Origin of the sequence: Kribbella sp. NPDC056345, assembly GCF_042262745.1 — a bacterium.
GTDB lineage: Bacteria > Actinomycetota > Actinomycetes > Propionibacteriales > Kribbellaceae > Kribbella.
This window is the reverse complement of record NZ_JBHJQQ010000008.1, coordinates 284,073-306,345: the sequence shown is the minus strand read 5'-3', so window position 1 is coordinate 306,345 and position 22,273 is coordinate 284,073. Positions and strand designations below refer to the sequence as shown.

26 protein-coding genes are annotated in these 22,273 nt (G+C 68.0%); 17 read left to right on the top strand and 9 right to left on the bottom strand.

From position 1 onward, the window contains the following. Positions 1-24: 24 nt before the first annotated feature. From ACFCV3_RS28110 to ACFCV3_RS28095, 4 genes are read left to right on the top strand one after another with little or no spacing between them, the layout of a single operon-like run. The gene (locus ACFCV3_RS28110; RefSeq protein ID WP_376034788.1) at positions 25-945 is read left to right on the top strand and encodes an ATP-binding cassette domain-containing protein; all 921 of its coding nucleotides are present in this window, start codon (positions 25-27) and stop codon (positions 943-945) included. Next, complete coding sequence (locus tag ACFCV3_RS28105; RefSeq protein ID WP_376034786.1) at positions 945-1,700, top strand: ABC-2 family transporter protein; 756 nt, start codon at positions 945-947, stop codon at positions 1,698-1,700. The genes ACFCV3_RS28110 and ACFCV3_RS28105 overlap by 1 nt, the downstream gene beginning before the upstream one ends. Further along, the gene (locus ACFCV3_RS28100; RefSeq protein WP_376034784.1) at positions 1,697-2,482 is read left to right on the top strand and encodes an ABC transporter permease; all 786 of its coding nucleotides are present in this window, start codon (positions 1,697-1,699) and stop codon (positions 2,480-2,482) included. The genes ACFCV3_RS28105 and ACFCV3_RS28100 overlap by 4 nt, the downstream gene beginning before the upstream one ends. Positions 2,483-2,506: 24 nt before the next feature. After that, positions 2,507-3,232 carry a class I SAM-dependent methyltransferase gene (locus tag ACFCV3_RS28095; protein ID WP_376034781.1) on the top strand — a complete coding sequence of 242 codons (726 nt, stop codon included), beginning with the start codon at positions 2,507-2,509 and terminating at the stop codon, positions 3,230-3,232. On the opposite strand, the gene ACFCV3_RS28090 is transcribed toward ACFCV3_RS28095, so the two are convergent. Further along, positions 3,219-4,241, bottom strand: a complete 1,023-nt coding sequence (locus ACFCV3_RS28090; RefSeq protein WP_376034779.1) for an aminoglycoside phosphotransferase family protein — start codon at positions 4,239-4,241, stop codon at positions 3,219-3,221. The genes ACFCV3_RS28095 and ACFCV3_RS28090 overlap by 14 nt on opposite strands. Next, positions 4,241-4,891: a LysE family translocator gene (locus tag ACFCV3_RS28085; protein ID WP_376034777.1), complete on the bottom strand. Its 651-nt coding sequence runs from the start codon at positions 4,889-4,891 to the stop codon at positions 4,241-4,243. The genes ACFCV3_RS28090 and ACFCV3_RS28085 overlap by 1 nt, the downstream gene beginning before the upstream one ends. 86 nt (positions 4,892-4,977) lie before the next feature. Here ACFCV3_RS28085 and ACFCV3_RS28080 point away from each other — a divergent pair, with 86 nt between their 5' ends. The 9 genes from ACFCV3_RS28080 (at position 4,978) to ACFCV3_RS28040 (ending at position 11,747) form a co-directional block, all read left to right on the top strand. Then, complete coding sequence (locus tag ACFCV3_RS28080; protein ID WP_376034775.1) at positions 4,978-5,151, top strand: hypothetical protein; 174 nt, start codon at positions 4,978-4,980, stop codon at positions 5,149-5,151. A gap of 75 nt (positions 5,152-5,226) precedes the next feature. Then, positions 5,227-5,403: a DUF5302 domain-containing protein gene (locus ACFCV3_RS28075; protein ID WP_165952829.1), complete on the top strand. Its 177-nt coding sequence runs from the start codon at positions 5,227-5,229 to the stop codon at positions 5,401-5,403. Positions 5,404-5,484: 81 nt separating this feature from the next. Continuing rightward, the gene (locus ACFCV3_RS28070; RefSeq protein WP_376034773.1) at positions 5,485-6,186 is read left to right on the top strand and encodes a GntR family transcriptional regulator; all 702 of its coding nucleotides are present in this window, start codon (positions 5,485-5,487) and stop codon (positions 6,184-6,186) included. Between the two features lie 209 nt (positions 6,187-6,395). Continuing rightward, the gene (locus tag ACFCV3_RS28065) at positions 6,396-7,490 is read left to right on the top strand and encodes a TIGR03364 family FAD-dependent oxidoreductase (protein ID WP_376034771.1); all 1,095 of its coding nucleotides are present in this window, start codon (positions 6,396-6,398) and stop codon (positions 7,488-7,490) included. After that, complete coding sequence (locus ACFCV3_RS28060) at positions 7,487-8,155, top strand: phosphonatase-like hydrolase (protein WP_376034769.1); 669 nt, start codon at positions 7,487-7,489, stop codon at positions 8,153-8,155. Before ACFCV3_RS28065 ends, ACFCV3_RS28060 begins: the two co-directional genes overlap by 4 nt. Positions 8,156-8,166: 11 nt before the next feature. After that, positions 8,167-9,189: a 2-aminoethylphosphonate ABC transporter substrate-binding protein gene (locus ACFCV3_RS28055; protein WP_376034767.1), complete on the top strand. Its 1,023-nt coding sequence runs from the start codon at positions 8,167-8,169 to the stop codon at positions 9,187-9,189. Then, a complete protein-coding gene (locus ACFCV3_RS28050; RefSeq protein ID WP_376034765.1) occupies positions 9,186-10,211 on the top strand; it encodes an ABC transporter ATP-binding protein in 1,026 nt (341 codons plus the stop codon). The genes ACFCV3_RS28055 and ACFCV3_RS28050 overlap by 4 nt, the downstream gene beginning before the upstream one ends. Beyond that, entirely contained in the window at positions 10,190-10,972 is a 783-nt protein-coding gene (locus tag ACFCV3_RS28045) for a 2-aminoethylphosphonate ABC transporter permease subunit (RefSeq protein ID WP_376035125.1), read from the top strand. The genes ACFCV3_RS28050 and ACFCV3_RS28045 overlap by 22 nt, the downstream gene beginning before the upstream one ends. Continuing rightward, positions 10,956-11,747 carry an ABC transporter permease gene (locus ACFCV3_RS28040; protein WP_376034763.1) on the top strand — a complete coding sequence of 264 codons (792 nt, stop codon included), beginning with the start codon at positions 10,956-10,958 and terminating at the stop codon, positions 11,745-11,747. The genes ACFCV3_RS28045 and ACFCV3_RS28040 overlap by 17 nt, the downstream gene beginning before the upstream one ends. Here ACFCV3_RS28040 and ACFCV3_RS28035 read toward each other — a convergent pair. Beyond that, entirely contained in the window at positions 11,722-12,135 is a 414-nt protein-coding gene (locus tag ACFCV3_RS28035; protein ID WP_376034761.1) for an SRPBCC domain-containing protein, read from the bottom strand. The genes ACFCV3_RS28040 and ACFCV3_RS28035 overlap by 26 nt on opposite strands. Next, entirely contained in the window at positions 12,125-12,451 is a 327-nt protein-coding gene (locus tag ACFCV3_RS28030) for an ArsR/SmtB family transcription factor (RefSeq protein ID WP_376034759.1), read from the bottom strand. The genes ACFCV3_RS28035 and ACFCV3_RS28030 overlap by 11 nt, the downstream gene beginning before the upstream one ends. A 46-nt stretch (positions 12,452-12,497) precedes the next feature. Here ACFCV3_RS28030 and ACFCV3_RS28025 point away from each other — a divergent pair, with 46 nt between their 5' ends. The 3 genes from ACFCV3_RS28025 (at position 12,498) to ACFCV3_RS28015 (ending at position 15,621) form a co-directional block, all read left to right on the top strand. After that, positions 12,498-13,682 carry a cytochrome P450 gene (locus ACFCV3_RS28025; RefSeq protein WP_376034757.1) on the top strand — a complete coding sequence of 395 codons (1,185 nt, stop codon included), beginning with the start codon at positions 12,498-12,500 and terminating at the stop codon, positions 13,680-13,682. A 64-nt stretch (positions 13,683-13,746) separates the two neighbouring features. After that, positions 13,747-14,376 (top strand): DedA family protein, encoded by a 630-nt coding sequence (locus ACFCV3_RS28020; protein WP_376034755.1) that lies wholly within the window; start codon positions 13,747-13,749, stop codon positions 14,374-14,376. A gap of 291 nt (positions 14,377-14,667) precedes the next feature. Next, complete coding sequence (locus ACFCV3_RS28015) at positions 14,668-15,621, top strand: hypothetical protein (protein WP_376034753.1); 954 nt, start codon at positions 14,668-14,670, stop codon at positions 15,619-15,621. Here ACFCV3_RS28015 and ACFCV3_RS28010 read toward each other — a convergent pair. The 5 genes from ACFCV3_RS28010 to ACFCV3_RS27990 are packed head-to-tail and all read right to left on the bottom strand — an operon-like array spanning position 15,618 to position 21,038. Beyond that, the gene (locus tag ACFCV3_RS28010) at positions 15,618-16,442 is read right to left on the bottom strand and encodes an acyltransferase domain-containing protein (RefSeq protein WP_376034751.1); all 825 of its coding nucleotides are present in this window, start codon (positions 16,440-16,442) and stop codon (positions 15,618-15,620) included. The genes ACFCV3_RS28015 and ACFCV3_RS28010 overlap by 4 nt on opposite strands. Positions 16,443-16,472: 30 nt before the next feature. Then, positions 16,473-16,760, bottom strand: coding sequence for a 4a-hydroxytetrahydrobiopterin dehydratase (locus ACFCV3_RS28005; protein WP_376034749.1), 288 nt, complete (start codon positions 16,758-16,760; stop codon positions 16,473-16,475). A 10-nt stretch (positions 16,761-16,770) separates the two neighbouring features. Continuing rightward, positions 16,771-18,162: an MFS transporter gene (locus ACFCV3_RS28000; RefSeq protein WP_376034747.1), complete on the bottom strand. Its 1,392-nt coding sequence runs from the start codon at positions 18,160-18,162 to the stop codon at positions 16,771-16,773. Between the two features lie 17 nt (positions 18,163-18,179). Then, positions 18,180-19,034: an alpha/beta hydrolase gene (locus ACFCV3_RS27995; RefSeq protein WP_376034745.1), complete on the bottom strand. Its 855-nt coding sequence runs from the start codon at positions 19,032-19,034 to the stop codon at positions 18,180-18,182. Positions 19,035-19,061: 27 nt separating this feature from the next. Further along, on the bottom strand, positions 19,062-21,038 hold the full coding sequence (locus ACFCV3_RS27990; protein WP_376034743.1) for an ABC1 kinase family protein: 1,977 nt from the start codon (positions 21,036-21,038) through the stop codon (positions 19,062-19,064). A 223-nt stretch (positions 21,039-21,261) separates the two neighbouring features. Here ACFCV3_RS27990 and ACFCV3_RS27985 point away from each other — a divergent pair, with 223 nt between their 5' ends. Further along, positions 21,262-22,206, top strand: a complete 945-nt coding sequence (locus tag ACFCV3_RS27985; protein WP_376034741.1) for a phosphotransferase family protein — start codon at positions 21,262-21,264, stop codon at positions 22,204-22,206. Positions 22,207-22,273 lie beyond the last annotated feature (67 nt).

Genomic DNA, 22,273 nt, shown 5'->3' with positions numbered 1-22,273 from the left:
GTGTTTTGTTTCTACGGTCGCAGGATGACAGTTGTCGAAGTAGATGAGCTCGCGATGTCCTATCGAGCTCCCGTGCGCAAAGGCGGGCTGCGGGCCGCGCTGGGGTCGCTGGTGCGCCGCGAGTACAAGACGGTGCAGGCGCTCGACCAGGTGTCCTTCACGATCACCAAAGGTGAGGTGGTCGGCTTCATCGGGCCGAACGGCGCCGGCAAGACGACCACGATGAAGATCCTGTCCGGGATCCTGCACCCGACCGCCGGCCGGGTCAGCGTGCTCGGCGACACCCCGTGGCAGCGCCGGTCGGCGTTCCTGAAGCGGATCGCGTTCGTCCGCGGCAGCCAGCCGGTCGGGGGTTCGCAGGAGCTGACGGTGATGGACAGCCTCGAGTACCAACGGCTCCTGTACGACGTCGCCCGCCCCGACTTCCGCCGTACCCTCGACGAACTCCAGCCGCTCCTCGACCTCCAACTGGATCGGCAGCTCCGCGCGCTCAGCCTCGGCGAGCGGATGCGGGTCGGGCTGGCGATGGCGCTGATCTACCGCCCCGAGGTGTTGTTCCTCGACGAGCCGTCGATCGGGCTCGACGTCACCGCGGGCAGCCAGATCCGCGAGTTCGTCGCCGAGTACGTCGCCACCACCGGCGCCACCGTGCTGCTGACCAGCCACTACATGGCTGATGTCGCGTCGCTCTGCCCGCGGCTGATCCTGATCGACCAAGGCAAGATCGGGTACGACGGACCGCTCGCCGAACTGTCCGCCCGGCTCTCGCCGTACAAGCTGATCCGGATCACCACGCGCGATGGGGTGCGGGACCTGCGCGTCCCGAGGGACGAGGTCGCGCGGACGACGGCCGAACTCCTCCAGGCCGGCGACGTGATCGACCTGGCCGTCGAGGAGCCGCCGCTGGAGAAGGTCATCGACCAGGCCTATCGGGAAGGCGTGTGATGAGAACGCTGACCCTGCTCACCTTCCGCATCCGGCAGCAGGTGCTCGAGTGGTCCGGCGCGTGGTGGTTCCTGCTGACGCTCGTCGTCCAGGCGGTGATCGCCCCGCTGATCGGCCTGTTCATCTGGTCGGCGGTCTACCCCGACGACCCGACCATCGCCCGGTACTACGTCGCGATCATCCTCGTCACGCTGATGACCGAGTCGTTCGAGCAGCACACCTTCTCCAACCGCGTGTACGACGGAACGCTCAGTCACGAACTGCTTCGTCCGCAACCGGTCGTGCTCGGTGTGCTCGGTGAGAACCTGGCGATCCGCGGGTGGCTGACGTTGCTCGGGGCACCGATCGTGCTGGTGACCGCGCTCGCACTGGGCACCACGTTCGCCTGGCGGTCCGTGCTGCTGGCGATCCCCGGGATCGCGCTGGCCGCCGTACTGATCTTCCTCTTCACGTTCCTGCTCTCGCTGACCGCGTTCTGGACCGATCGCGTGCACTCGGTCGTTGCCTTCGGCAGCCAACTCGGTTTCCTGCTCGGCGGTACGGCGGCCCCGATCGCCCTGCTGCCCGACGGTTGGGCCCGGATCGCCGAGGTGCTGCCCTTCTACGGCATGCACGGGCTGCCGGCCGAGATCGCGTCCGGCAGCCAGTACGACGGTTCCCTCGGTTATCAACTCGGTTGGGTGGTGGTCCTGGTGGTGGCGGTCTCGGCGGTTTGGCGAGCCGGCGTGCGGCGGTACACGGCGGTGGGATCGTGAAGCTGCTGCGCCTGTTCGGAGCGGGGTTCTCGATGTCGCTGCGCCGGAGTGTCGCGTTCCGGATCAACCTGCTCTTCGACGTGATCCTGGCGTTCACCGGTCTCGGTACGACGATCGCCGCCGTACTGATTGTGTTCACCCGGACCGAGACTGTGGGTGGCTGGTCGAAGGCGGAGTTCCTGGTACTGATCGGGACCTATGAGCTGATCACCGGTCTGCGGTCGGCGTTCATCGACCCGAATCTTTCCTGGTTCCCGGACAACGGGATCCGCAACGGCAAGCTGGACAGCTACCTGCTGCAGCCGGCTCCGAGTCTGTTCCTCGCGAGCCTGTCTCTGTCCGCGCCGCTGGCGTTGATCGAGTGCGCGCTCGGCGCATCGGTATTGGGCTGGGGAATCAGCGCCGCAGCCGAGAAGCCGAGCTTGTACGGCGTACTGAGCTGGTTGCTGCTGATGGGGGCCGGCCTGGTGGTGACGTGGGCGCTGAGTGTGTTGCTGGCCTGCCTGGCGTTCTGGGCGCCGAAGCTGCAGCTTGACGTGTTCTACCACTCTGCTTGGCAGCTCGGGCGCTATCCGACCGATGTGTTCGCGCGGCCGATTCGGTTCGCGCTGACGTATGTGTTCCCGCTGGCGCTGATCGCCGCCGTGCCGTCCGCTGCGCTGCTCAACGGTGCAGGTTTGGCACAACTAACCGGTTGGTTGCTTATGGCCGTGATCGCGGCCGGGTTGGCCGGGCTCGCCTGGCGGGCCGGGCTTCGGCGATATACGGGTGCGACGTCGTAGCGGTTCTCGGTAGCGTGCGTGGACATGGCTGACGACTTGTTTGCGGTCCCGCGGCTGGCGGCGGTGTACGACGCGCTGGAGCCGGCGGTGCGCGACGACCTGGAACCCTATGCGGCGATGGTGACCGAGTTCGGCGCCGAACGGGTGCTGGATGTCGGCTGCGGGACCGGGGAGCTGGCTTGTCTGCTGGCCCGGCGCGGCGTCGAGGTGATCGGCGTGGATCCGGCGGCGGCCTCGCTGGAGGTTGCCAAGGGCAAGGAGTTCGCCGACCGGGTGCGCTGGCTGCACGGCGACGCGACCACGCTGCCGCCACTGGAGGTCGACCTGGCCGTGATGACGGGGAACGTGGCGCAGGTCTTCCTGACCGAGGAGGAGTGGGCGGCGACGGTGGCCGGTATCCGCGCGGCGCTGAAGCCGGGCGGGCGGTTCGTCTTCGAGACGCGGGATCCGGCGTACCGGGCCTGGGAGCAGTGGGCGGAGTGGACGCGCGAAAGCACCTACCGGGAGGTGGTGCTGCCGAGCGGGGAGACAGTGGCGAACTGGGGTGAACTGACGCGGGTCGAGCTGCCGTATGTCAGCTTCCGCGGGACGTATGTCTTCAGCTCCGACGGTGCTGAGATCACGTCGGATTCGACGCTGTGGTTCCGGGCGCGGGACGAGGTGTCGCTGGATGGCTTTGAGGTCGAAGAGGTGCGGGACGCGCCGGATCGGCCGGGGATGGAGTTCGTGTTCGTTGCTAGGAAGCTGTGAGCAGGGCGGTCAAGGTGTGGTGGGCGGTGCGGGACATCACCGGGTTCGTCTCGACGTAGTACCAGAGGCAGCCGATGGCCTGGGCGAACGACCAGCCCATCCCGCGCGCCCATTCGGCGTCGTCGCTCCCGAGCGCCGTACGGAAGGCCGCCCGCGCTACCGGGTCGAGTAGGTTCCACGCGGGCTGGAGGTCCATGGCCGGGTCGGACACGGTGAAGGTGCCGACGTCGATGATGCCGGCCAGCCGGCCGTCGGCAGCCAGCAGATTGCCGGGCATCAGGTCGCGATGGGTCCACACATCCGGCTCGCTGCGCGGCGTCTCACGCAACACGGCCCACAGGCGGGCGAGTGCGTCCACGTCGATCATTCCGCGACTGCGTTCCAGCCCATCGGCGACGTACTCGTCCTGGGAAGTCAGTACGCCGCCGCGCCAGGAACCGGTGAACACGCGGCCCTCGGTCGGTTCGGCGCGAAGGGCGAGCACGAACCGGGCGAGGTCCTCGGCGAAACTCACCGACCCCGCGACATCCGCGTCGTACGCCGTCGTCCCGTTCAGCCACGTGTAGACGGCCCAGGGCAGCGGGTAGCCGTCGCCGGGCTCGCCGAGGGCGATCGGCTGGGGAGTCGGGCACGGCGAGATCGCATGCAACCGCCGAGCTGCTGCCATCTCGTCCTCGAGCTCCCGGCGAACCCGCCCGGGGTCGCCGGCCTGCAGCGGAAACCGCGCCACGAAGGCCCGGCCGGGCGATGGGGCTCGCTCGAGGCCGGACGGGCGAGCCCGACTGCCCTCGCCGGACGCCACGCTGCCCTGGACCCGGACGTCGTCGGAGCCTGTGAGGCCCTCGATCCGGCGTTCGGCTGGGCCGCTGATCTCCTCGATCCGGAACAGGGCGTTGACCGTTCCGTGGGAGGGGACGGGTCGGACCTCGAAACCCGACCATGCCGGGAATTGGGTTCGGATCAGGTTTTTGACCAGGGGGACGGTGATGTCCAGTTGGTTGGGGTGCATCAGGGGGTGGCTAGGGGGCGGGTGCGTTCGGTGGCCAGGCGGATGGCGAAGACGGCGAGCGCCGTACCGGTGAGGTAGCGGTGGATTCGCATCCAGGTGGGGCGGCGGGTCAGGAAGACGGCGACCGAGCCGGCGGTGATGATGAAGACCGCGTTCATCGCGACTCCGACCACGAGCTGGGTCATCCCGAGGATCAGGCTCTGCAGGCCGAGGTGGCCGCGGCCCGGGTCCAGGAACTGCGGGAGCAGGGAGATGTAGAGGATCGCGATCTTCGGGTTCAGCAGGCAGGTGAGCAGGCCCATGCCGAACAGCTTGCGGGAGCTGTCGGGCTCGAGCTCCTGGGTGGCGAAGACCGAGCTGCCGCCGGGGCGGAGGGCGTTCCAGGCGAGCCAGAGCAGGTAGGCGGCACCGGCGAACTTCAGCACCACGTAGATCTCCGGGACCAGCGCGAACAGCGTCGCCAGCCCGGCGCTTGCCGCCAGCAAGTACACCAGGAACCCGACGCCGACCCCGGCCAGCGAGGTCAGTCCGGCCCGGCGTCCCTGCGCGATCGACCGCGAGATCAGGTAGATCATGTTCGGCCCCGGCATCACCACCAGCCCGAGCTCCACCAGTGCGATCCCGATCAACGCCTCACCACTTACCGGCATACCGGCTCCTCTCCCTCGGCCCTGAACCTAACAGCGCGCGGGACCGGGCTACGGGGGATTTTCAGCGGCTGAGATACCTTGCGGGGATGGAGCAGGAGTGCATGCGGTGCGGGAAACCGGTCGAGGGGAGCCGGGAGGACTACGAGCTCTTCGAACGCATGCACTGGGAATGCTTCCATTTCGCGTTCGAGCACAACCTGTACGGCGACATCGCCGAAGACGCCGATTGCGGGCAGCCGGGGTGTCCGGTGAGCGCGTGACGGTATTCCGGTCGCTCGTCGTGCTCGAACTCGGATAGCGTGTGCGTGTACGCCTGACGGTTTGAAGGAGACGGTATGAGCGAAAAGGCCAGCAAGCCGGCGGACGATCTGCAGAAGAAGTTCAGGGAAGCGCTGGAGAAGAAGAACGCCAACCACGCGGCACACCCCGGTTCGGGGAACCGCAAGGAGGGCGTCGGCGAGGCCCACAACGACAAGCAGAAGCGCCAGTTCCGGCGCAAGTCCGGCAGCTGAGATCCGCCAACTGTCCATCCATCCGCATGAGCCCCGGGTTGCCGCCCGGGGCTCGACTCTTTCCGCCGGTATTCTCGGCAGGTGAGTGTCCCGCTGCATTACGTGGTGAAGACCCGGCTGGTCGAGCTGATCGAACAGCTGGGGGAGGGCGCCGGCCTGCCGCCCGAGCGGGTGCTGGCGAAGGACTTCGGGGTGTCGCGGTGGACGATGCGGCAGGCGATCCGGGAGCTCATCGCGGACGGGCGGTTGCGGGCGCGGCAGGGCCAGGGGACGTTCGTGGCGACGCCGAAGATCGTGCAGCCGCTGGCGCTGGTGAGCTACACCGAGGCACTGCGCGCGCAGGGGCACACGCCGGCGCGTGAGGTGATCAAGTTCGACGAGATCCCGGCGGACGACGGACTGGCCGGGCAGCTGGCCATCGCGCCTGGTGATCCCGTGTTCGAGCTGGAGCGGGTGCTGTTCGCGGACGAACAGCCGATCGGGCTCGAGACGACGTACCTGTCGGTGGCGCGCTTCCCAACCCTGCGCGACGTGCTGGACCCCACGGTTTCGCTGTACCGCTGCCTGACTGACCAGCTCGGCGTGGTGTTCGGCGAGGGGGAGGAGCTCGTCGAGACAGTGATCGCGTCTCCGCGCGAGGCCGAGCTGCTGAAGGCGACCCAGCAGCTCCCGATGCTGCTCCTGCACCGCAGCACCCGCGACGCCGACGGCCACCCCATCGAGGTGGTCCGCTCCCTCTACCGCGGCGACCGAGTCGGCTTCCGAGCCACCCTCCGCCCCTAACCCCTCCCGCGTTTGGTGGGTGCACCCACCAAACGCGGGAGGTTCCCACCCCGGAATTCGGCTGGGGAACCTCCAAGCTGATGGGTTCACCCACCAAATGGGGTGCGGCGGAGTGTTTGCCGGGGGTTCATCGGGGGGTTGCCTGGCTTGCGCGGGTTCTTCATTGGTCCGGACCAATCTGGGGTCAGGTCGAGTGACGGGAGACGCCGGTGCGCGTGGTTGTGGTGGGTGGCGGGGTGCTGGGGACGATGCATGCCCGCGAGGCGGTACGGCGGGGGTACGACGTGCTCCAGATCGAGCGGGAGGCCGAGGCGCGCGGGGCGAGTGTGCGGAACTTCGGTCTCGTCTGGGTCAGCGGCCGGTCCGACGGTCCGGAGATCGCGTGTGCGCAGCGGGCCCGGGACTTGTGGGCGGAGGTCCCGGGGATCAGCTTCCGGCCACATGGCTCGCTCACGGTCTGCCGGACGGAGGAGGAGTTGGCCGTCGCGAAGGAGGCCGCGGCTCGGCCGGACGCAGCCGAACGCGGCTTTCAGGTGCTGGACGCGGAGCAGACCCGCGAGCGCAACCCTGCGTTGCGCGGCGAGTTGCAGGGTGCGTTGTGGTGTGCGCGCGATGCGATCGTCGAGCCCCGTGAGGTGCTCCCCGCGCTCCGCCGCGAGCTCGAGAAGTCCGGGCGCTACCAGTTCCTGGGTGGGAGAGAGGTGCGGACCGTCGACAGTGGCGAGATCACCGACGATCACCACCAGACGCACGCCGCCGATCTGGTGTTCCTGTGCACGGGCGCCTGGCACAGCGGCCTGATCCGCGAGCTCACCGAAGACCTGCCGGTACGGCGCGTCCGGCTGCAGATGATGCAGACCGAACCCCTCGACGTACCGCTGACCACCGCGGTCGCGGACGCGGACAGCTTCCGCTACTACCCGGCGTACCGCGGCCCGTCGGTCGACGCATTGGAGCCGCAGGCAACGATCGCGCAGGAGCATGCGATGCAGCTCCTGATGGTTCAGCGCACGCACGGCGGCCTGACCATCGGCGACACCCACGAATACGCGGAGCCCTTCAACTTCGACGTCCAGTCCGACCCGTACGACTACCTGACCCGGACCGTCGAGGACATCCTCGGCCGTCCGATGCCGAAGATCACCCGGCGCTGGGCCGGCGTCTACTCCCAGGCGACGGGCGACGAACTCGTCGTACGACGCGAGGTCGCGTCCGGGGTCCATCTGGTCACCGGACCGGGTGGCCGCGGTATGACCATGTCCCCGGCGATCGCCGAGACGAGTTTCGAGGAGATCGACCGATGATCCAGCTGGCAGTACTCGACATGGCCGGTACGACGGTCGCCGACGACGGGCTCGTCGAACGCGCCTTCACGAGTGCGATCGGTGCCCAGGGCATCGAATCCGGCAGCCCCGACCACGGCCGGATGCTCGCCCACGTCCGCGCCACCATGGGTGAGTCGAAGATCACCGTCTTCCGTGCCCTGCTGAACGACGAGGAAGCCGCCCAGCAGGTCAACAAGGCCTTCGAGACCGCGTACGGCGCTCTCGTCGACGAAGGTCATTGCGCGCCGATCGAAGGTGCCGAAGACGCGGTCCGGCAACTGCGGGGCGCAGGGGTCAAGGTCTGTCTGACCACCGGATTCGCGCAGACCACGCAGCAGCGCATTCTGTCCGCCCTCGGCTGGCGTGAGCTGGCCGACCTCACCTTGTGCCCGGCCCAGGCGGGCCGCGGCCGACCGTATCCGGACATGGTCCTGCGGGCCGTGCTGGATCTGAAGGCCGACGCGGTGGCGAACGTCGCCGTGATCGGCGACACCGCCTACGACATGACGACGGGGATCTCGGCCGGTGCCGGGATCGTCGCCGGCGTCCTCACCGGTGCCCATGGCAAGGAACAGCTCCAGGCCGCGGGCGCGACGCACGTTCTCTCGTCGGTCCGGGATCTGCCGGACCTTCTCCTCAGCTGAAGGTCGGAACTGTGAAGAAGCTCAAGCCCCTGCTCATCGCCGCACTCCTCGTCTCCGTGATCGCCGGTTGCGGTGGTACCGGTGCTGCCTCCACTCAAGGCACGAAGACGGTCACCGTCTACACCGCCGACGGCCTGGCGGATTGGTACAAGACCCGCTTCGAAGCGTTCACCGCGAAGACCGGGATCAAGGTCCAGACCGTCGAGGCCGGATCGGGGGAGGTCGTCTCCCGGCTCGCCAAGGAGAAGTCGAATCCGCAGGCCGATGTCGTCGTGACCCTGCCGCCGTTCATCCAGAAGGCGTCCAAGGACGGCCTGCTGCAGAAGTACGCCGTACCGGGTAGTGAGCACGTGACGAGTGTGAAGGCGGATGACTATGTCGCCGTCGCGAACAACTACCTGTGCTTCATCGCCAACAAGCAGGCCGGTACGCCGAAGTCGTTCGACGAGCTGCTGGATCCGCGGTTCAAGGGGAAGCTGCAGTACTCGACTCCGGGGCAGGCTGGTGACGGAACCGCCGTACTGCTGTTGTTGCAGCACCTGATGGGTAAGCAGGGTGCGCTGGACTATCTGCGCAAGCTGGAGGCGAACAATGTCGGTCCGTCGGCATCGACCGGCAAACTGCAGCCGAAGGTGAGTAAGGGTGAGCTGTTGGTTGCCAACGGCGACGTTCAGATGAACCTGTCCTCGATCTCTGTCGACAAATCTGCTTTCGGCATCTTCTTCCCCGCCGGAGCGGACGGCAAGAAGTCCACGATCGCCCTGCCGTACGTGATGGGCCTGGCGACCGGTGCGCCGAACTCCGATGGTGGCAAGCAGCTGATGGACTACCTGCTGTCCACGGAAGCCCAGCAGACACTGGCGAGTGACGCCTTCGGTCTGCCGGCGCGGACCGATGTGAAGCCGACCGATGCGAACTTCCAGGCGGTGCAGCAGTCGATGACCGGTGTCGAGGCATGGTCGCCGGACTGGAGCGCCGTACTGACTGATCTTGACGCCGACGTTGCGGCGTACACGAAGGCGATCCAGGGATGACTGTCCAGCTGGACGACGTCTCGGTGCACTTCGGCCGGACGTGTGCGCTGGAAGGACTCAGCCTGACCGTGGCCGCCGGTGAAACGGTCGCCCTGCTCGGGCCCTCGGGCTCGGGGAAGTCGACCGCTTTGAAGGCCGTGGCCGGTTTTGTCCGGCCGAGCAGTGGGCGGATTCGGCTTGGTGGTCAGGACGTCACGGATCTCCCGCCGGCCAAGCGGGGGATCGGGGTCGTCGTTCAGCAGTACGCGCTCTTTCCGCACTTGAGAGTTGCGGACAACGTGGCCTTCGGGCTGCGCGCGGCCCGGAAGCCGAAGGCCGAGGTGGCTCGGCGGGTGGCCGAGATGCTCGCGATGGTCGGCATGACGTCGTACGCGAAGAGGTTCCCGCGGGAGCTGTCCGGCGGCCAGCAGCAGCGGGTCGCGATCGCGCGGGCGTTGGCGATCCAGCCGAAGGTGCTGCTGCTCGACGAACCCCTGGCCGCGCTGGATGCGCAGCTGCGCGCCGACATGCTCGGCGAACTGCAGAAGCTTCGGCGCGAGGTGCCGGAGGTGGCGATCGTCTACGTGACGCATGACCAGTCCGAGGCGCTCGCGCTGGCGGACCGGATCGCGGTGATGCGCGACGCCCGCCTGGTCGACATCGCCCCGGCTGCTGAGCTCTACGCGACTCCGCCGTCGGCGTTTACCGCATCGTTCCTCGGCGGCGCGAACCTGCTGCCGGTCGAGAGTGTCGGCGAAGCCGTCAAGGTGGCCGGTCACGTGTTGCCCGGGGTCCGTTCGACGCCGGGCAAGGAGCTGCTCTGCATCCGTCCGCACGCGATCCGGCTTGGCTCAGAAGGCGTTCCGGCGCGGGTGATCGCGACCCAGTGGCGCGGCTCGTCCAACCAGCTGACGTGCACCGTGGACGGGCTGGCGGACGTGTCGGTGCGGATCGACCTTCCGGCGGATCGCCAGGTCCCGGCACTCGGCGCCCAGGTGTCGATGGTGCTACCCGCCGAGGCCTGCAGTCTGGTACGCCGTTGAGAAGCAGATCCGCGTGGTTGGTTCCACCGCTGCTGCTGATTGCGGTGCTGGTTGTTTATCCCTTGGTGCTGGTTGCGGTCGAGGCCGCGCCGGCCTGGGGTGAGGTGCTCGGGTCGGTGGAGTTTCGTGAGGCGTTGATCCGGACCGTGCAGGTCGCGGTCTGCTCGACGATCGGCTGCCTGCTGGTCGGAACGTTCCTCGCCGTGGTGATCAGCTTCGTCCCGTTCCCCGGTGCTCGGGTGGTCGCCAGCCTGGTGGACACGATGCTGGCGTTGCCGTCGTTCCTGGTCGCGCTGTCCTTCACCTTCATCTACGGTACGGCGGGGATCCTGCGGACCGGTGGATTCCTCACCACCCCGTGGGCTGTCGTGCTGGCCGAGATCACCTTCTACACGCCGTTCGTGATGCGGCCGTTGCTGGCGGCAATGAGTCGGTTGCCGCGGGCCCAGCTGGACGTGGCCGCGAGCCTCGGTGCCGGGCCGTGGCGGGTACTGCGGCAGGTCGTGCTGCCCGAGGTGCGTCCGGCGATGGTCGCGGGCGGCAGTCTCACGTTGCTGCTCACGCTGAACGAGTTCGGCATCGTGCTGTTCCTCGGCGCGAAAGGCACGACCACGTTGCCGATGCTCGTCCACACCAAGGGCATCGTGATGTCCGACTACCCGGCCGCGTGCGCGATCGCCGTCGTACAGATCGTGTTGTCGCTTGGGCTTTATGCCTTGCTACGGAAGGCTCTGGGAGGTCGTCGTGCTCGTCTGGACTAGGCCTGGGAAGGCTCTCACCTGGATCACGTTCGCGCTGGTGTTCGGTGTGCTCGTGCTGGCGCCGTTCGTGGTGGTGATCGCGGCCGCGTTCGCCGGGACCTGGAACGGCGTCCTCCCGTCGAACCCGACCACCGGCCATCTGCAGGAGGCGTTGTCGGGTGATGAGCTCGCGTCGTTGTCGGTCAGCCTGCAGACTGCATTCCTCGGCGGCTTGCTCGCCGTGGTCGTCGGCACCTGGGGTGCGCTCGCAGCCCACGGCAGCCGTTGGGTGCGAGTCGCGGACGCATTGCATCACCTGCCGATCGCCGTACCGTCGGTCGTCGTCGGCCTCGGCCTGCTCGTCGCCTTCTCCCGGCAACCGATCCTGCTCAACGGCACCAAGTGGATCGTGGTGATCGCGCACCTCGTCCTGATGGTTGCCTTCAGCTACGGAACCGTTGCCGCGGCGCTGCAACGCGTTGACCCCTCGTACGCCGATGTCGCCGCGTCCCTCGGTGCCTCCCCGGCCCGAGTCCTCTGGCAGGTCCGGCTCCCCATGCTCCGCCCTGCCATCGCGTCCGCCGCCGGTCTCTCGGTAGCGCTGTCGATGGGCGAGGTAGGCGCCACGATCATGGTCTACCCGGCCTCCTGGCGAACCGTCCCCGTCAGCATCTTCGCCCTCTCCGACCGCGGCCAGACCTTCACCGCCGCCGCCGAAGCTCTCGTCCTCCTCACCGCCACCGTGCTGGTCGTCTTCACTCTCGACCGGCTCAGGGGGCGAGCAGCAGAGCAGTGAGCCGATCGAGCTGAGGATCCCAGCCCTGCCGGTGGTTCGCGGTGTCCTCCGCGTTCGCGAAGCCGGTGTGGTTGAGCACCATCAGGGTGCCGTCGGCGACCTCGGACAGGTCGACCTGCACGCGGGTCGGCTCGTCCGAGCTGCCGTCCCAGGCCCAGCTGAAGACCAGGCGGTGCGGTGGCTCGACCTCGAGATAGCTGCCGCGGACCACGTGCGGGCCCATCTCGACGACGTACTCGCCGCCGGCCCGGACGTCGGCCTGAACCTTCAGCTCCAGCTGCGGATTCGGGCAGTACCAGCGCATCAGCAGGTCGGCTCGGGTCCAGGCGTCGTACACCCGATCGATCGTTGCCGGCAGCACCCTTTCGATCCGGATCTCAGTCGCCATCGTGGTCCCCTCGCAAGAGTTCTTCCAGCCGGTCGACGGTGCTGTTCCAGTACGCCGTCAGGTCGTCGAGCCAGCGCTCCAGTTCGGACAGCGCCTCGGGTCGCAGTGTGCAGACCACCGTCCGGCCGACCCGGCGGCGGCTCACCAGGCCCGCGTCCACGAGCACCCCGACGTGCTTGGTCATCGCCGGCGGCGTGATCCGGTGCGGCGCCGCGAGCTCGCCCATGGTCGCGTCGCCGCGGCTCAGCCGCCCCACGATCGCCAGCCTGGTCGGATCCGCGAGCGCTCCGAAGGTCATCGTCAGCACAGCGAACATTTCACCAGTTGGTGAAGTGTTTGGTCAAGACACTAGGCTTCACGGGGTGACGCAGCCTTTTCTTCTGCCCAAGGGAACTGCCCGCCAGCAAGGGTTCGCCGAGCTTGCCGCTCAGGGACCGATCACCCGCCTGACACTGTTCACCGGCGTACCGGTGGTGCTCGTGACCGGGTACGCCGAGGTCCGCGCTCTGCTCGCGCATCCGGATGTGGTGCGCTCGATGATGGAGGGGCCGCACCGGGACTTCCTGACCGAGGAGCAGGTGCGGTGGACCGACCGGCACATGCTGCTGATGAACCCGCCGGACCACACCCGGCTGCGCAAGCTGGTCACCGCCGCGTTCACGCGACGCCGGATCGACGAACTGGAGCCGCGGATCCGGGAGATCGCGGCCGAGCTGCTCGACAACATCGAGGCTGCCGGTGACGGCGCCGATCTGGTCCAGCTGTTCAGCTACCCGCTACCGATCACGGTGATCTGTGAGCTGGTCGGCGTCCCGGTCGAGCACCGCGAGTCGTTCCGGAGGTGGTCGTCGGTGGCGGTGAACGCGCCGATGCACACCCCGGACGAGTACATCGAGGCCAGCGGTCAGATCGTGGCGATGATCCAGGAGCTGATCGCGGTCAAGAGCAAGGAGCCTGCCGACGACCTGCTGTCGGCGCTCGTCGCGGTTCGGGAGGACGGGGACCGGCTCAGCGCGGAAGAGCTGACCTCGATGATCTTCCTGCTGATGTCGGCCGGTCACGAGACCACGGTCAACCTGATCACCAACGGCACCTACGCGCTGCTCGAACACCCCGACCAGCTCGCCCTGCTGCGGGCCGAGCCGGATCGGCTTCCGGCGGCAGTGGAGGAAACACTCCGGTACGACGGCCCGCTGCAGGTGACCGTCCCGTACTTCGTCCAGGCGCCGATCGACATCGCCGGTGAGCGGCTCGAGCCGGGGGAGGTGCTCGTGTTCGCCCTGCTGCCGGCCAACCGCGACGGCCGTAAGGTCGATCGGCCCGACGAGTTCGACATCACCCGGCCCGACTCCGCGCACCTGGCCTTCGGACACGGCATTCACCACTGCCTGGGCGCTCCGCTGGCCCGCCTGGAGGGCCGGGTGGCGCTGGAGATGCTGTTCGACCGGTTCCCGAATCTGCGCCTGGCCGAGCCCGACGTGGAGCCGGACCGCCCGCCCGGTTTCCTGCTGAACGGCATCCAGACTTTGCCCTTGAACATCACGTGAATGCCCGTTGAATCACACCCATGGGATTGTGAGCGGCTTGACCGGGGATGGCATCCTTTGACAAATGACTGAGATCCTGGAGGTGGCGCGGCACCTGCTGGGCTTGGCCATGGCCTCGCACTGGTTGTTGCTGGTCCTCTTCCTGGCCGCTGCGATCGATGCCGTCTTCCCGATCATCCCGAGTGAGGGCATGGTCGTCACCGCGGGTATGGCCGCCGCCGCCGGCCACCAGAACCTGCTGCTCGTGATCGTGGTCGCGATGGTCGGCTCGGTCATCGGCGAGTCCGTCTGCTACCTGATGGGCCGCGGTTCCGGCCCTCGGCTGCACCGCTGGATGAAGCGGCAGGAGCGCCGGCAGCGGCTGTACGAGAAGGTCTCGGCCGCCCTGCACAAACGCGGCGGCCTGATCCTGGTGACGGTGCGCTACATCCCCGGCGCCCGGATGGTCGCGACCCTGACCGCGGGCGCAACGCGGTACTCGTTCAAGAAGTTCGTCCTCTTCACCTTCGCCGGGGTGACGATCGCCTACACGTACGTCGCTCTGATCGGCTACCTCGGCGGTGACGCGTTCCAGCACGACTCGCTCAAGGCGCTCGGCTTCAGTCTCGGGATGGCCTTTGTGATCGGCCTGGTGATCGAGACGTCCCGCCGGATCGCGAACCGTCGCCGCGCGGCGAAGATCACAGCGGTCTAACGATCCCCGGGCGGGTTTCCGCGCGGCTGCGTGTCCCGGTTCAACCTCTGATGCGGTCCGTGCGTCAGTAGAGGTGTGGTGAGGCCTGGAGCGAACCTCCTTGCCGCCGCGGTGGTGGTCGCGGCGGTGCTGGTTGGATGTGCCGATATCGAGTCCAGCGGGCAGCCGTCGGCCACGCCTTCCGAGACTCCGAGCCCGCCGTCGAAGACACCTTCGCGATCGCCCTCGGGGACTCCTTCGCCGACGCCTACACCCTCGCCGACTCCCTCCCGGACTCCGACCGTTACGTCGGTGACCCGGCAGTTCCCGGCCCGGCTCGCCAACGGCAAGCCACCGCTCTTCGTGGTCGTCTCGTTCGACGGCGCCGGTGATCTCGCCCTCTGGCACCACTGGCGGACCGTGGCCGAGCAGGTCGACGCCCGGATGACGTTCTTCCTGTCCGGTCCCTACCTCTACCCGGCCTCCCACCGCACCGACTACAAACCGCCGTTCCACAAGCCCGGCGCCTCCGACATCGGCTGGAGTACGCCGGCCAACGTGCTGGCCCGGACGACGATCCTGCACGACGCGATCGCTGAGGGTCACGAGATCGGCACCCACGTCAACGGTCACTTCTGCGGGCCGAAGGGTGTCGGCGAATGGGCGACCGCCCAGTGGACCGCCGAACTCAACGCCTTCGACCAGATGGTTCGCACCGGCCCCGGTCTCGCGGCTGGGAAGACGGTTGCGGCTCCGTTCGACCCTGCCACGGTCAAAGGGCTGCGAACCCCGTGCCTGGAAGGCAACAGAGCGGCGTACCGGCGGGCGATGAGCTATCGCGGCATGGTGTACGACGCGTCCGCGACCGGCTATCTCCGGTGGCCGAAGAAGGTCGACGGGCTGTGGGACTTCCCGCTGCAGGACGTCAGGCTCGCGGGGACGACCAAGAACACGCTGACGATGGACTACAACCTCTGGTACGCGCAGACCAAGGCCAAGAAGGCACCGGTCGCGCAGGTGCCGCAACTACGCGCGCAGGTGCTGGCGACGTACCGGCAGCAACTCGCGCGGTCCCGGGCGAAGGGCAACCCGCCGATCTTCCTCGGCAACCACTTCAACCGCTGGAACAACAGCATCTACTCCGACGCGCTGACGACGTTCGTCAAGGAGACCTGCAAGCAGCCCGACGTCCGGTGCGTCAGCAATATCGAGCTGGCCGGCTGGCTCGCCAAGTACGCCGGCGTCCCGAGCGGTCGTCGTTCCTAGAACTGGGTGTAGCCGCTCGCGTCCTGCCAGGTGCCGCCCTGCTTGATCCGGCTGACGACCAGTCGCTGCAGGGTGGTGTCCTGCGGGAACTCGTCCAGCCGGCTGAGGTCGCGGCTGCGGAAGGTGAAGAAGATCGCGCTGTCCTGGCTGTCGATCGGTGTCCCGTACGGCGTGAAGCGGCGGCCGAAGCGGACCATGTTCGACTCGGGCGGCAGGTTGTCGAGCAGGTACGGGTCGAGCAGCCACGAGTGCAGGGTGACGGTCTTGACCGGGTACTCCGGGAAGTACCGCGGGAAGAACTCCCGGGCCTGCGCGAAACTCGCGTCGACGAGCTCGGGCGTGAGCGGGCCGGACTCGGGGATGTGGACGCCGACCACCCATTCGCCCGGCTCGGTCCCGGGCACCGGCTTGTCCTCGGTGACTTGGTAGAGCATCCACTGCAAGCGGCCGAGGGCATAGATCTGCCCGGCCCAGTGGATCGTCAGCCACCAGTGCGTGGCCAGGCCGTACTTGCCGTGGGTCCGCCGGCTGACCTGCAGTTGCTTGCCGAGATCGGCCAGTGTCGCCCAGCTGATGTCGTCCGGGATCCCGCGCTCCGCGTGGTACTTCCGGATCTCCGGGACTGTCGCCAGCAACGCCGCGACGGTGTTGCGGGTGTCCTCCGGCATCCGGTACTGCTGCTCGGTGCCCTGGTTCCCCACCCCCGCACGCAACTGGGTGACGAAATCCTCGACCACGGCCGGATCCGCCACGAACTTCTCGGCGTCCTCGCGGTCCTCGTCGGAGAAACCCAGCAGACGGTACTCGTCAACAGAAGTCACCCGGCAACGGTAACCGATGTACGAAGGGGTTTATCCGGCCGCGGTGTCGATGTGGTGCGCGAGGACCAGATCGTCCTCGGTGATACCGCCCGAGTCATGGCTGGTGACCCGGAAGGTGATCTTCTTGTAGCGGATGTCGATGTCCGGGTGGTGCCCGGTCGCCTCGGCCAGCTGCGCGACGGTCGCGACCAGCCGGATCCCGTCCAGGAAGGTGTCCCGCTCGACGGTCCGCACCAGCGTCTTGTCCACGGCCTTCCACAGCGGGATCAGGTCGCGGAGCGCGAGATCGATCTGGTCGTCCGTGAGCAGCTCAGCCATGCTGGTCACTCTAGACCTTCCGGCGGACGCGCCCGGCACACAGGAGCGCGAGGGCAGTCAGTACGGCGCCTGCGCTGACGATCACGCCGAACACCCAGGGCTGCGGGTCGTCGGCGTTCAGGGCCAGCAAGGTGCCGGTGACGGAGACCGCGGTCGCGATGCTCATCACCGAAGCCATCTGGGCGGCACTCGCGTTGCGGCCGGAGTTGCCGGCGTCGGACAGGTCGAGCATCAGCACCGAGAGACTCGACGAACTGAGCCCCATGCCGATTCCCGCGATCGCCCAGCCGGTCAGCCCGAACCAGACAGTCGCGTCGGTCCACGCCAGCAACGAAGTGATCGCGATTCCGACGGTCATCAGGGTCAGACCAGTCCGCAGTACGTTGACGCGCTGGAAGTTGTGGTCGCGGCCCTGCAACCAGGAGCCGAACGCCCAGAACACTCCGGTGATCGACAAACTCACGCCGGCCCGGGCCGGGCTGAAGTGGTGCAGCAGAGTGAGCAACAGCGGCAGGTAGACACCGACGCCCGCGAACCCAGCACCGACGAGCCCGCGCAGCGCGACCACCGCCGGGAATCCACGCTCGGCAACGAACGCTCCCCGTGGCATCACCCGGATGGCGGCTACGCCCAGTACGACGAGCGCGACGGCGATCACGGTGCCACCGAGTACCAGGTGTCCACCGAGGTGGTCGCCGGTCAGCGTCAACGTGAACAGCGCGACCGAGATCGCGGCCGCCCACGGCAGCGCCGTACGCCAGGCAGCCAGTTCGGCGACATGCTCGGGCGTGCGCTCGGGCTCCGGACTGTTCTGCGACTGCCGGATCGCCGGCTGCAGCAGCAACCAGGTCGGGACCAGCAGTACGACGGCGCCCAGGAACACCCAGCGCCAGCCAAACTGCTCGGTGATCACACCAGTCAGCAGCGGGCCGAAGATCGACGGCAGCACCCACATCGCCGAGATCAGCGACATCATCCGTGGCCGCAGCGCGGCGGGCAGTGCACGGGCGACCAGGACAATCAGCGAGACATCCAGCAGACCCTCGGCGATCCCGCTCAGCACCCGGCCGGCGATCACCATCGGCATCGCCACCGCGAACCCGATCAGCAACTGGGCCAGCCCGAACACGATCGCCCCGAGCCGCAGCGTCCGGATCGGTCCGTGCCGATCCGACCAGAGACCGGCGACCGCCAGCGCGAAGACGAAGCTCGCGTTCGGAGCCGCGTTGGCCACGCCGAAACTGCCGAGCGCGTCGAACTCGCGCACCATCGTGGGCAACGCCGTACCGACTGCGCGGTTCTCCAGGGCGCTCAGGGTGACCAGGCCGATCACGCCGAGCGCCAGCGGCAGGTGCGGCCCGCTGAACAGGCGAGGGGCGGGGGTCGACAGGTCTGCGGTCATCCCGCCATCCTCGGAGTTCAAGCGGACTTGAGGTCAACTCCGGCCAGCAGCTCCGCGACCCGGTCCGGCTGGAAGATCCAGCCGACATGGCTCGCGTCGAGCGACTGGACGGCGTACCGGTTGTCGGGGGTGAGTTCGTCGCCCTCGCGGATCAGCAGGTCCTGCAGGGCGATCGGGAGCGAGCGGTCCGCGGTGAGCCGGACGAACGTGCGCGGGATCGTGCCCCAGGTCTCGGCGTCGGCGCGGGCGTCACCCATCATCACCTGCAGCGACTCGTCGGGCTGCAGAATGTTGAGCAGGGCAAGGAACTGCGCGTCGGTCGCCTCGGCCATCGTGGCCGCCTTCAGCGCCTCGAGGAGTGCCTTGTCGGCGGTGCGGTAGTTGGCCCGGCCGGCGCCGATGCTTTGCGGATCACCGACGGATAAGCCGGTCAGGGTCGGCAGCCGACTCTCGGCGAACTCGGGCTCGCCCATGTATTCGATCGGATTCGGCTTCGAGACCGGCGCCCAGGCGGAGATGTAGACGAGGTGGTCGACGAGCTCCGGTGCCTGGTTGGCCAGTGCGGTGATCGTGACACCGCCGAGGCTGGCGCCGACCAGGACGACCGGTCCGTTCGCGGCCAGGCGCCGTACGGCGGGAAGCAGGCTGTCGACGTTGTCCTGCAGGGTGACCGTGGCGAGGGTGGAGGGCTCGGTCGCCCAGGACTCCAGATCCTGCGGGGCCTGGTAGGCGGCCGGGTACTGCGCGTCGAGGCCGTGGCCGGGGAGATCGGCGGCGTACGACGGCAGTCCGCGGAGGGCGAGCTCGCGCTGGACCGACGTCCACAGGAACGAGTTGCTGCCCGAGCCGTGGACGAGGACGTAGGTAGACATGACGGTTATTTTGGCACAACTGGACTTTTAACGCGCACCGGTTTTTTCGGGGATGCGGAAGATGAGAACGAGAACCCTCAGGACCAGGACCGCGCAGATCACCAACAGGTTGTAGGCGAACAGCTGGTAGAGGGTGATGCTCGCGCTGACCCGGGGGCCGCCGTCGATGCCGAGGAGGAGGACCGCCATCAGACCGGCAGTCGCGCCGAGGACGGCCAGCAGGACCTGGTGCAGCAGGCCGGTCAGGTGCTGCCGGTCGCGTTCGTCGGCGAGCAGCCGGACGTTCAGGCCGAGCCGGCCGCTCTCGGCCGCGGCGGCGATGCGGTCGATCCGCCGCGGCAGGCGACGCAGCATCGGCAGGATCGAGGCGAGTTCCTCGGTCGCCGTACGGCGAAGTGCCTCCGGGGTGAGCCGGTCGGTGACATGTGCCGAGGCGAACTGCCGCGACGCCCCGACCAGGTCGAACCCGGGGGAGATCCGGCTGATCGTGCCCTCGATCGTGGCCAGCGCCCGGAACACTGCCGCGACCTCGGGCGGAACCCCGAGCTCGTGCGAGGTGATGATCTTGAACAGGTCGTTGAACATCGCCGGACCGATCGCCACCGCGCCGGTCAGATGCCGGGTCATGAACTGACCGACTGCCCGCTCCAGACCGCGCTCGTCGATGACATCGGGGCGATCGACGATCTCCAGCAACGCGTCAGTGGCGCCGACCGGATCGCCGTGATCGATGGCCAGCAGGAAACGCTGCAGGGCTTCGCGGGTCGCCGGATCAAGGCGGCCGACCGAGCCTAGGTCGAGCATTCCGATGCGGCCATCTGCGAGCAGCAGGAAGTTGCCTGGGTGCGGGTCGGCGTGGAAGACCCCGTCGATCGCAACCTGGCCGAGCAGGCAGTCGAACAGGGTGCGGCCGAGCCGAACGGCGTCCAGGCCGCGCTCGGCGATCGCCGGGGCGGCGTTGCCGAGGCCGATCCCGTCCAGTCGCTGCATGGTGAGTACGCGATGCGTGGACAGGCGGGTGTGGAGCGCGGGTACGACGATGTCGTTGCTGGCAGCAACGGATTGGCCGGCCGCGACCGCTGCCATGTTGCCCGCCTCGACGGTGAAGTCGAGCTCCTCCCGCATCGCCTCGGCGAAACCGTCAGCCAGCGCGCGGACGCCCATCGAGCGACCCCAGTCGGTGTTCCGCTCGAGCAGCCGGGCGAGGCGCCGTACGATATCGAGGTCGCGGTCGACGACACTCGCGATACCTGGGCGCTGCACCTTCACCACGACCCGCTCGCTATTCAGGCTTGCTGTGTAGACCTGGGCAACGCTGGCCGCGGCGAGCGGCTCGGTGACGAACTCGTCGTACACCTGGTTCGGCGGTGCACCGAGCTCCTCGGTCAGCACCTGCTCGATCTCCGCCCAGGGTGCGGGCGTGACCTGATCCTGCAGGCGGCTCAGCTCGTTGGCGACCGAGAGCGGGATGATGTCGCTCCGCGTCGACAACACCTGCCCGAGCTTCACGAACGTGACACCGGCATCATCCAGCGCCAGCCGCAACGACCGCGCCAGCTCCGCCTGTCCAGCCGCATTCTCTCGCCCCGGCCGCCGCCGGCCGCGCAGATACGGCCCCAGCCCATGCCGGACCGCGATCCGCAGAATCTGCAGATACCGCCTCGTCCGCGCGATCCGCCCAGTCACATCCCGCCGCAGATCCCGGGCCCGCGGCAACGACCCCGTCGGCACCAACGCCTCCGCCAGCACCAGAAACACCAGCCCACACAACGTCGCACACAACGTCGTCAGCCCCACGAACGCCAACGCCGCCGCATTCGACCCCGTGAACGGCGGCGGCCCCACCAGTGCATTGGCAATCGGACTGAACGTGGACAACGTCAACCCCGCCGCCAACCCCAACCGCACCAGCCCGAACCGCACCCCCAGCAACCGCTGCGCCACCGGAATAAAGATCACCATGAACACAACCAGGCTGAACACCCCGGCAATCGCAACATCCATGCGTCGAACCCTAGGCCGTCCACCCCGCACCCCGGTTCACCCACACGGGGGAGCCCATCCCGGGCTACCCCCTCCCGCCTCCTTTGTGCGCTGCCGCGCACGTGTGCGGGACATATCGCTCGCCACGCGATCCGGTGTACAGATCTGCGGTCCTGTGGCCACCGCCTTTGGTGGGTTGGAAAACCCGTGTCGCAGCAGGACTGTGATGCATAGGCTCGTGTTCATGACCGAGGGCGACTGGAGAGAGAACGGGTTCAGGCAGCGTCGGCCCTCTGCGGAGACGCTGGACTGGGTTGCGGCGTCGGTGGGGAGTGGCAGTCGGGTCGTGGGTTATCGCCGCATGACCGGTGGTGTCTGCTCTGCCGTGCATCGGTTGACGGTCGAGCGGCGTGGCGTGCGAACGTTCGTCGTGCTGCGGCAGTATCCGGGCGGGCTTGGTCTGGAGGAGCCGCTGGAGCAGGAGATCGCCAATCTTGGGGTGGTGGCGGGGAGCGGGTTGCCGGTTCCGAGGATCCTGGCGACTGATGTTGCCGGTGCTTCGACGGGTGGTGCGCCGGCGTTGCTGATGACGCGGTTGCCGGGTCATGTTGAGCTCAGTCCGGCGGAACCTCGGTTGTGGCTGACGAGGATCGCGGAGCTTGCCGTGCTGCTGCATTCGCTGGATCTTCCTGCGAAGACGTTCAGACCTTGGACGGATTCCTGGATCGCTCCGCGAGACGGGTTTCGGGTGCCGGTCGGCGCACAGAAGCCGGCTGTGTGGACGGCAGCGTTCGATGTCATGGCGGCACAGCCGCCGAAGGACGAGGCTGTCTTTCTGCACTGCGATCTGCTGCCGGTCAACCTGCTGTGGTCGCGCGGGAGGATTACCGGCCTGACCGACTGGAACAGCATCCATCGGGGGTCACGCGCGATCGACGTCGGCCACTGCCGGCGGTACCTGGCGGCGCTCTACTCGCCCGAGTGGGCGGAGCAGCTCCGGTCGCTCTACGAGTCGATCTCCGGGGTGACTCTCGATCCGTGGTGGGACCTGTATGCCCTGCTGCACTACGACGACAGCGCGTCGAAGTGGATCAGCAGCCAGGTCGCCGGCCGCCGTCCCGTCGACGTGCCCGGCATGACTGCTCGGGTCGAGGCCGCCATCGAGACAGCTCTCCGGCGCCTCGGCTAACTGCGGCCGGACGCCCGGAGCGGGTACACAAACCAACTGCGCCCGACCGCGACAGGCGGTCGGGCGC